8 protein-coding genes are annotated in these 10,325 nt (G+C 50.9%); 3 read left to right on the forward strand and 5 right to left on the reverse strand.

The genetic code is table 11. The features are described 5' to 3' along the window. Positions 1-564: IS256 family transposase (locus tag BHAP_RS11000; protein ID WP_211279725.1), on the forward strand; the 564-nt coding region annotated here is incomplete at its 5' end. Between the two features lie 56 nt (positions 565-620). Here the strand turns inward: BHAP_RS11000 and BHAP_RS11005 are convergent. From BHAP_RS11005 to BHAP_RS11025, 5 genes are all read right to left on the reverse strand, one after another. After that, entirely contained in the window at positions 621-3,230 is a 2,610-nt protein-coding gene (locus tag BHAP_RS11005; RefSeq protein ID WP_094730707.1) for an alpha-L-rhamnosidase, read from the reverse strand. A 172-nt stretch (positions 3,231-3,402) separates the two neighbouring features. Next, entirely contained in the window at positions 3,403-5,184 is a 1,782-nt protein-coding gene (locus BHAP_RS11010) for a glycoside hydrolase family 2 protein (RefSeq protein ID WP_094730708.1), read from the reverse strand. Between the two features lie 150 nt (positions 5,185-5,334). Continuing rightward, positions 5,335-6,189, reverse strand: a complete 855-nt coding sequence (locus BHAP_RS11015) for a carbohydrate ABC transporter permease (RefSeq protein WP_094730709.1) — start codon at positions 6,187-6,189, stop codon at positions 5,335-5,337. A gap of 2 nt (positions 6,190-6,191) precedes the next feature. Beyond that, on the reverse strand, positions 6,192-7,163 hold the full coding sequence (locus BHAP_RS11020; protein ID WP_094730710.1) for a carbohydrate ABC transporter permease: 972 nt from the start codon (positions 7,161-7,163) through the stop codon (positions 6,192-6,194). Between the two features lie 2 nt (positions 7,164-7,165). Further along, positions 7,166-8,446, reverse strand: coding sequence for an ABC transporter substrate-binding protein (locus BHAP_RS11025; RefSeq protein WP_158216482.1), 1,281 nt, complete (start codon positions 8,444-8,446; stop codon positions 7,166-7,168). Between the two features lie 215 nt (positions 8,447-8,661). Here BHAP_RS11025 and BHAP_RS11030 point away from each other — a divergent pair, with 215 nt between their 5' ends. Then, entirely contained in the window at positions 8,662-9,480 is an 819-nt protein-coding gene (locus BHAP_RS11030) for an AraC family transcriptional regulator (RefSeq protein ID WP_094730712.1), read from the forward strand. Between the two features lie 214 nt (positions 9,481-9,694). Further along, the coding region (locus BHAP_RS11035; RefSeq protein ID WP_143248807.1) for a transposase at positions 9,695-10,325 on the forward strand (631 nt) is incomplete at its 3' end.

The raw sequence follows: 10,325 nt of genomic DNA on the forward strand, positions 1-10,325 counted from the left end.
GGATTCATTACCGGTATGCTCGCGCGTGGGTTGAAGGGCGTGCGATTGGTAACGGGTGACCGGTGCGCGGGACTCGTGGCCGCCGTGAACGAACTGTTGCCGGAGGCGCGTTATCAGCGGTGCATGGTGCATTTCGAACGCAATATCCTCGCCAAGGTCAACCCCAGAAACCGGGAGTGGGCTGCGGACGCGCTTAAGGCCGTGTTTGCTATGGAATCACGCGACAAGGCGTTGGAGAAGGCGGAATCCGTCGCCAAGGAACTGGAGACAAGGAAGCTCAGAGAGGCTGCCAAATGCCTGCGCGAAGGCATTAGCGAGACGACGACCTACCTGCTCGACGACTATCCGAGGGAACATCGCCGGCGCATCCGTACGAACAACATGATCGAACGATTGAACCGCGAGATCAGGCGACGCACGCGCGTGGTCGGCTCGTTTCCGGACGGGCGGAGCGCGTTGATGCTCGTCTGCGCGCGCGTCCGCTACGTGACCTCGAACGAGTGGTCGACGCGCCGTTACCTCGACATGTCCCGGCTCGGTGAGAGCGTACCAGTAGCGAACTGATCATCGTCGCAGAGCCGGGCGAAGACCAAAGTGCGCAAGAATCCGGGCACTACCTCCTATTGTTGTCTGATCGGTGAAATGTCGGTATCATGCATGTTGGCGTGCCACGAGTGGATTCCGGAGCCTGCTGTATGTGTCGTACCGTCGGGTAGTATCACTGTCGCGTCCACGCCTTCGGGAATCGTTGCTGACACGCTAACCACAGTCCCTTCACGTGTCCACGAAGTCTCGATCATCCCATACGGGCTTAAATGCGAAGCAGACGCATGATCCAAACGATCACAATACTGTGGTCGGATTAACACTGAACGCCAACCCGGAGCAGCCAGAGACAAACCCGCAATCGTACGAACCATCCAATCCGCTACCGAGCCAAGCGCATAATGATTAAAACTCGTCATCTCCCCCGGATTAATCCGCCCATCAGGAAGCATGGAATCCCAACGCTCCCACATAGTAGTCGCCCCCATCGTAACGGGATACAACCACGACGGACACTCCCGCTGATTCAATAACCGCCACGCCACATCCGCATGACCAGTTTCGCTCAACGCATCACAAATAACCGGAGTACCAATAAAACCAGTAGCAATGTGATATCCAGCCTCGTCAACAAGCTGCGCCAAACGCTCACCAGCCCGCTGCCGCTGATCAACCGTCAACAAACCCCAATGAATAGCCACAGCATACACAGTCTGCGCGTCAGATTGAATACGACCATCCGTATCAACAAACGCATCACGAAACGCGACACACACCTCCCGCGCCAAATGATCATACCGGTCAGCAGAAACCATATCACCCACAACACGACACGCCTGAGCTAACACTCTCGCACACCGAGCAAAACACGCCGTCGCTACCACATCACGATCAGCTTTCGCCTGCCACGGCTTATCCGCAGGCGCCATAGGATCCAACCAGTCACCAAACTGAAACCCTCCCCGCCACAACCGAGACGGCCCAACAAGCGACACAACATGATCCATCCACGCCATCATGCTCGACAACTGCCGTTCAAGCACTTGCACATCACCAGTCGCAAGAAAAACATTCCACGGCACGATAATTACCGCATCACCCCACGCACAAGCAGTAGGATCCTTCTGCACAGCATCCGGTTCAGGAACAACCAACGGAATACCACCATCCGCATACTGCTCAACCGCAACATCCTTCAACCACGACACCAACAACCCCGACACATCATACACATACAACGCAGTCGGACTAAACACCTGAATATCCCCAGTCCAACCAAGCCGCTCATCACGCTGCGGACAATCAGTCGGAATATCAACAAAATTCGAACGCGTACTCCAACACACATTCTCAAACAGTCGATTCAACATCACATCAGACGTATCAAACCAGCCAACACGACGCAAATCAGTACCAACAACAACAAACTCAATATCATTACCATCGATCGTATCAAGCCCATCAATCTGCACATACCGAAACCCATGCAACGTAAACACCGGTTCCAACACCCGCTCAACCGAACCATCCAACACATACGTATCCATAGCCCTCGCCTTACGCAACGGGCGAATACCAAGCTCACCATCCTCCAACACTTCAGCATGACGAACACTCACCACATGCCCCGACTCAAAACCACGAACCGTCAACCGAACCCAACCAACCGCATTCTGACCAAAATCAACCAACAACCTACCCGACGGACTACGCCACACCCGTTGAGCAGTCAAAATACCAGTCCGACACATCAACGGCCCATCAGAAGCAACCAATTGACCCATATCCTGCTCGACAACACGAACAGCATACGTGTGACCATCGTTAGTAAAACGATCAACCGTATAGTCGATCGTCGAACCGTGGTACAGACTGTTACTGATAACACGACTGTTACACGCACGCCACAGTGGGTCAGTGCCAATTATCATGGTACGACCATCAACAAGCTCAACCTCCAACTGCGCACACACAGCCAATTCATCCCCATAAAACGCGCTACCACCATCCCACTTAAGATGACCACGCCACCACCCATCACCAAGCAACACAGCAATCTCATTACCACCAACACGCAACACACCAGTCACATCAAAACACTGATAACGCAACCGAGACCGATACGACGTCCAACCAGGATTAAGCACCGAATCCGTCACCACACGACCATTCACCATCACCTGATACACCCCATGCGCAGTAACATACAATCGCGCACGCCTCACCACCACAGGCACAGCAAACGAACGAAACAACAACGGCGCCGACTCCCCCATCACCCCAATACCAACCGGCGCAACAAACGACGCCACCCAATCAGACACCCGAAACAAACCCGCCTCAACAACAACCCAATCACTCCACGCACTCCATGAGGTACCGGCGTATACCGATACCCTGATGTAGACCACGTCACGGGATACGAGTCTGCGGCCCGGCCATTTTACAAACGTATGACATTGACCTTCAATGACAAACTGCTGCGTTAACCCTTTATCGTCAGTAATTTCGATAACTGCGGCTTGCTGCGTGACACTCTCGTTCTGACCGTTAGCCTCGATGCACCATGACAAACGAGGAGAATCAGTTCCAACTCCTATGAATCTATCAGTAGGATTCCAATGTTCTACGGTAAGATTAGTCACCTTGAGATAGGGTGATATTGTACGGTCATCAGTCAGCACCAATTTCCTCCTTCGCAAAGATGCCGTTATACAAGTAGACCACTCCTCACACCTACGTCACTACATACACGTATCCAGAGGCGGGACAGATGTTGTCTCTAAACAAGCACATCGTGATGCCTCCGACAGGTCACTGCCCCGTGTGTGAAACCGGTAAACTCGTTCCCGATAGCTACTCATACGCCAGTTGAATAGCTTTTATCCGCTCCATATCGAATTTTGGGGTCCGATCAAACGTGTAAAGACCGTTTTCTTCTTGGAACACATCCGTTAGCTGCGTATAGCAATATCCGAACATGTTACCGTTCGTTCGTAACACCCGTATTAGTCCGCTGAACCGATCATAGAAATCTTCTATGTTCGTGATTGGTCTGCCGTAGCCCCACGATACCGTTACATCAGTGCCAGTACGTGTACTCACGTCAGGATTCCACCAGATGCCTCCGAATTCACTGATGAAATACGGCTGTCCATGATAAGGGACAGATTCCGTTCTGCCTTGGAACGTATTCATGAACGGCACAGGTCGCGTCAGAAGTTTCTCAAACTCGTCAGGGTCCTGAGTGTAATCGTGCGCATCATATATGTCTGTTGCTCGCACTCTATGAGCGTATCCACTGGAATCAAGTACCGGCCGTGTACCGTCCACTGTCTTCGCAATGTCGAACATAGCCTGCATCACCGTGTCAAGATCTGTGATGCGATCAGTCAACACTTGATACGTTTCATTCATCGGACACCATCCAATGATGGATGGATGGTTGAGATCTCGATTTACGACTTCAGTCCATTCCTTAATATAACCGACGGTCGGCTTCTGGCAATCAGTGGATGGGCCTTGCGACGAACAACCCCAGTCTGCGAATTCGCCCCATACCAAGTAGCCTAGTCTATCTGCATGATAGAGATATCGCTCTTCGAATACCTTCTGGTGCAACCGGGCGCCGTTAAAACCAGCCTGTTTAGACAAAATAATATCGCGTTCCAACGCTTCGTCACTCGGAGCAGTGAGCAATGATTCCGACCAATATCCTTGATCGAGCACAAGACGCTGAAAAACCGGCTTTCCATTAATGAGGAACTGCTGCCCGCGAATAGCGACGGAACGCAAACCGGCATAACCTACGACATGATCAACCGTGCGCCCAGACGAATCAATCAGATCATAATCTAAACCGTACAAATATGGATCATCCAATTGCCATAGATGCTTGTCCTGCTGTGGAATAGGCAAAAACAGCACCGGACTACTTTGCGATGAGGCATCCGCATCATCCGACGACAGCCGCCGTCCCTCAGCGTTACGCAACACCACACGCACACGATACCCTTCCATGCTTTGACTTACCGGAAGCGTTACTGTGAAAGACGGCCTATCGATGTCCGCTACAATTCGAGGTCTCAGCAGATGAATGTGAGGCACAGGTTCCAACCACACCGTCTGCCAGATTCCGGTAGTCCGAGTGTAGTAACACTCGGAATTTGCATACCACGTAGACTGTTTACCTCTCGGCTGTACATCATGCCGTGAATCACGAGCGCGTATGACCACCGTCGTTTCGGATGTGAAACGTATCATGTCAGTGACATCAATGCTAAACGATGTCGAACCGCCTCGATGACGACCAGCTTCTTCTCCGTTGACCCATACTGTGGTGTCATAATCGCATGCACCGACGTTAAGCAGTACGTCCATTCCCCGCCACTCGTCAGGGATGACAATCTCGCGTCTATACCATACAGCTTCATGAAAATCTGTGTCACCGATTCCCGACATATCAGATTCCGGGCAGAATGGCACAATGATCGTGCTGGCGAACTGTTTATTAACAAAACCACGTTCAAACCCGGAATCACCAGGATCAAACTCGAAAGTCCATGTACCGTTGAGATTCATCCACTGATCTCTAACAAATTGCGGACGTGGATATTCCGGCCTTGGAATGTTGGACATGCAAACTCCTTTGTTACTCTAAATGTCCTGTTTACCGTTATTCTGGATGTCTAATTTGTGACGGCTATATATAAACACATTGCTACAGCGTGTCCTACGCTACAGCGATCATGCACATGCGCAGCCCTTAGAATTCACCTCTACCATGTACTAGCCCTTGATACCACCCTGTTGCAATCCGCTGAAGAAGTACTTCTGTACACAGATGAACATAATGATGATCGGAATGAGACTCATCATTGCTCCAGCAGCAATCAAGCGAGGATCAGTTACGAAAGTGCCTTTCAATCTCGTCAAGCCAACAGTCAACGTGTATTTACTCTCATCGCTGAGAATGATCAACGGCCAGAGGAAATCATTCCACGCACCAACGAAGGAGAAGATACCAACCACGGTCATCGCTCCTCTTACCTGAGGCACGCAGACATTGAAAAAACGCTGCCATAGATTAGCCCCATCAATCTGTGCAGCCTCCTCAAGTTCATTGGGTATTGCTGCGAAGGCATTAGTCATGATCAACACGTTTAACGCGCCGATAAGACCTGGAAGTGCAAGACCGATTAGTGTGTTTTGCAAACCCATTGAACGAACGATGAGAAACACACTGATAATTAAGCCTTCTCCAGGTATAAGCATGGTGAATAGCACGAGGCCCATGATCAGTCGCCTACCACAAAACTGCAGTCTGCCCAAGGCGTAACCAGCTAACGACGCACCTATCACATTGCCACATACAGACATAATGCATACCAATACAGTATTACCCATATAGGTAAAGATCGGGATGCGTCGCAATGCATTGACATAATTTGAGAAAGTGAAATCCTTCGGAACAAGATACGGTGGCATCGACCAGATATTGTCTTTGGGACCTTTAAGTGATAGGGCGATCTCCCATACCAGAGGTCCAGCAAGCATCAGCAGGACTAGGACCAGCAGCACATAGCGGACGACATTGCCGACCGGACTGCCAATTCGCTGCGTTTTGACCTTGTGAATGTTCATGATTAGCCCTTCTTGCGTTGCAGCAGAGTCTGAAGAAGTATGAGAGTGCCAAGCACGATGATGAGCACGATACTGATCGCACTGGTATATCCCACTCGGGCCGTCAAGCCGGTGCCTTCGGATTTGATCAGCATAGTCATAGTCACATCCTCGCCACCAATGCCATTGGAGCCCCCCGTAAGCACATAGACCTCGTTAAACACTCGGAACGCCGCGATTGACGACATCAACATGATGAGCACAATGGTTGACCGGCAGCCCGGCATAGTAATACTGAGAAACTGACGAATGGGCCCAGCTCCATCAATAGACGCCGCTTCATACAACGAATCATCTATGTTTGCCAACGCGGACAGGTAGATGATCATGTAATACCCAAGTCCCAACCATATAGTAATAAACATCGCGCTAAACAGCAGCAGCCAGCGATCCGTAAGGAATGGTATCGGCTTAGCTATGATATGCATCGCCTGAAATGCCGAATTGATAAGGCCATTGGTGTCGAGAATGTTCGTCCAGATGAGTCCTACGACAACCGCTGACATGACAACTGGCACATAGAATGCAGTACGGAAGAATCCGAGTATTCTTGAATCGCCAGCTACCAACGACGCGAGTATCAACGGCAATATCACCATGAATGGCACGACACAGACTACGTACAACGACGAGTTCAGCATCGCCGTCCAAAAGATTGGATCCGTTAGCAGGGTACGAAAGTTGTTCAATCCCACAAACGATCCCGAATAGAAGAGTGTCGCATCAGTGAAGGCATATCGTATGGTGTTCACGAATGGAGCTAACACAAACACCGCAAGAATCAACACCGCAGGAAGTACAAACAGGTACGCACCATTGCACTGGGAGACATGTCTGTGACCATCTCTGACGGTCTTGCTTGCTGTCTCTATCTTATTCACAGGCCGTGCGGCCGGTTCGTGAGCCGACCGCTCTTGCCTCTTTGATCCGTTCATGTCTACTTCAACCGCTCATTAGCATATTTGACAGAACTGTCCAATGCCTCTTTAGCTGTGATCTGCCCTTGGAACGCCTTACCAATCTGATCAGCTAGATAGTTTTCGCCTGTGGCTTCCGCAAATGATGGAGGATTATTGCTTACCTTGCCGTCGTTGATCTGTTGGATAGCCACTCGTATCGCTTCCGACTGAAGACTGTCGTCAGTCGGTTTGAATGACGGATCATCAATTACGCCCTTTGCTGAGGGGAAGACGTGCGCCTGCTTGGCAAACTCCAGCTGGTTGTCTGCATTAGTCACATACCGGGCAAATTTATAGGACAGTTCCTTGTTCTTTGTTGTTCGGCTTACCACCATCATGTGCTCCCACAACGTCGGAGTGGTGTTGGTTGCCTGAGGAATGACTTTCAGCTTATCGACAATATCTGGCGCGTTTGTCTTGTAGTCATCGACACTATAGGCATTGCCTTCCATGTAAGCAATATGGCCTTGATAGTTGATGTTGGCCTGAGACGACGGATTCAACGCCGATTGTGGAATAGCCCCTTCCCTGAACAGATCAATGTATCGATCAAGAAATTCAACACCCTTGGTGTTGTTGAACGTGTACTCCGTGCCATCGGCGTTCATCGTATCCACGCCATACATAGCAAACGTCGACAAATATCGCGGGATGCCAGAGAGCATGTAGTCATCAGGACAATTGGCATGCAATGTTGATGCCTGATTCAACAAGTCGGTCATGGTCTTGGGATAGTCGTTGGGATCCAGTCCACATTTGGAGAACAGACTTGTATCTATATACGCCATGCTTACGTTTATGTACCAAGGGTAGCCGTAATCTCCTTCCTCAAAGCCGTGGCCCTTATAATGAACACCGCTAAGAGAGGACTCCGTATATAGTTTCTCAGCGTCCGGATCTTCCTTACTGATGTTCATGATCGCACCGGCCTTGGCAAGCACATAAGCCTGACTTGGTTCAACATTCACAACATCTGGCAACTGACCGGCAGAGGCATCGGTGGAAAGCTTATCATCATAACCATCTGCAGGTTGATCAATCCATTCAATATGTGTACCAGGATTTTCCTTTTCAAATGCGGCAATAAGATTTTCAAAATAGGGGGTATACTTGTCGTTCTTCAAGTTCCATGTCTGGAATCGAATACTTTGGCTACCAGACGAACCTGACGTATTGCCGCAAGCCGCCAACGTGGTCATCAGCGCAGCACAAGAAATCACGGCTGCAGCTTTCACGATATATGGATGCAACGATCGCATATCAGCACCTTTCTCTTTTACGCAGTACCGTCGTCTCCCCCATCGGAGACAACTCATCCCAATCGTCCGGCCGCGCCTCATTTAAGGATGAAGCTCGCACCATTTAGTCCTAGGAAACTGCTCTTGTATGCGGACACTTTTACTATACATTGGAAATACAAGCATGTAGTCGACGTTTCTTGCTTTTTTCATGTATATAAGTTAGATTTTCAATCATGGAATACACTGTCGGTTTTCTACCCAGCCAATTTCCCAATCGAGAACGCTTCTACGTCGAGATGACCGGGATAACCTACCCAGACGTCAATTACCACATCGCGCGCGAGCATTCTGCAAGATACTGCCTAGAATACGTCATACAAGGAAAAGGTCACGTGCAATGTGGACAGACCTTCTTCCAGCCAAAAGCTGGCGATGTCTACCTCTTACCGGCAGGTCTACGACATAACTATCGATCTGACCCCAAAGACCCGTATCAGAAGATATGGGTCAACTTGATGGGTAGTCTCGTGGATTCTCTTTACCAACAGTACAATCTCGGGTACCGATATCACTACCCTGACTGTGACGCCTACCCACTGTTCCGCGCATTTCTATCTATGTGCGAAGACAACCGGAAACAACCGACCACTGTCGCAGCCAAAGGTGCACTGATGATACATGAGATATTCGAACAACTCTCTGACGACATTCCCTCGGGGATCACCAACGATATTTTGTATGCCCGTCAAGCGAAAGAATACATCGAGCAGCACGCTGAAGAACCCATCACTGTGCCACAAATTGCAGAGCATGTAGGACTATCCACATCCCAGCTTAATCGCGTATTTCAAGCCGAATACGGCGTCACACCGCATAAGTTCTATGTCGAAAGCCGCATGAACCTAGCTTGCCTACTTCTGCGCAACACTGCACTACAAGTCAAGGAAATAGCCGAACAGCTTCAATTCTCGGACGAGCACTATTTCTCAGCATCATTCAAACGAGTAATGGGAATAACACCCAAGCAGTACCGGATGCAGGTAGCCATGTGATATGGCATATACCAACCAGCATACGGAAGAACCGATCCTCATGATAAGCCACAGCTTGATCTTGGCACACAGTATGCTCACTGAATACAGGCCGAAGGCACACACAACTTGTGTCAAGCTGATGTCGTCTGTTTGTGCAGTGTTTTTCCGAAACGCAAACTTTAACGAATGAGGTGGTGCCGTTTTCTTGGACTGTGATCCGGGAGGAGCCATCATGGCGAGGTATACGAGGGAGCAGCGTCGGCGTGCGGTGGAGTTGTATGTGAGGTATGAGTGCTGCGCGGCGGACGCGATCCGGGAGTTGGGGTATCCCAGTCGTGAGGCGTTGCGTATGTGGCATCGGGACTGGCTCGAGGAACAGAAGACGGGAATACCCTCGACGCGTGGCGAGCGGTATTCGCGTTACACGTTGGAGCAGAGGCGGGACGCGGTGGACCATTACCTGACGCACGGGCGGCGAGCGAGCCGCACGATCCGCCAAATGGGGTATCCGAGCAAGACGCTGCTGGCCTCGTGGATTGACGAGCTCGCGCCCGGCGAACGCCGGCTTCGCCACGGGCCCATACCTGAGGAGCTCAAGCGCGAGGCCGTGCTCAAGGTCGTGTCCGGTGGAGCGAGCTCGCGTGAGGTGGCGGAGGGATTGGGAGTGGATTCGTCGGTAGTGAGAAACTGGAAGCGGCGATTGCTCGGCAAGACGAAAGGGGCCGCGGTGGCGAAGGACGAACCGGAACGCAAGGATACCGCACCGCAGGCTGATGCGGATGCGCTGCGCGGCGAGATCGCCTCGCTGAACGCCGATCTGGAGCGATTGCGCGCCGAATACCGGGCGATGGAGATCAGGCTGG

Origin of the sequence: Bifidobacterium hapali (assembly GCF_002259755.1) — a bacterium.
Taxonomy (GTDB): domain Bacteria; phylum Actinomycetota; class Actinomycetes; order Actinomycetales; family Bifidobacteriaceae; genus Bifidobacterium; species Bifidobacterium hapali.

Coding starts and splice junctions, on each gene's coding strand:
- BHAP_RS11010 (WP_094730708.1), bottom strand. CDS start 5,184: ATGTCCAACATTCCAAGGCCGGAATATCCACGTCCGCAATTTGTTAGA.
- BHAP_RS11015 (WP_094730709.1), bottom strand. CDS start 6,189: ATGAACATTCACAAGGTCAAAACGCAGCGAATTGGCAGTCCGGTCGGC.
- BHAP_RS11020 (WP_094730710.1), bottom strand. CDS start 7,163: ATGAACGGATCAAAGAGGCAAGAGCGGTCGGCTCACGAACCGGCCGCA.
- BHAP_RS11025 (WP_158216482.1), bottom strand. CDS start 8,446: ATGCGATCGTTGCATCCATATATCGTGAAAGCTGCAGCCGTGATTTCT.
- BHAP_RS11030 (WP_094730712.1), top strand. CDS start 8,662: ATGGAATACACTGTCGGTTTTCTACCCAGCCAATTTCCCAATCGAGAA.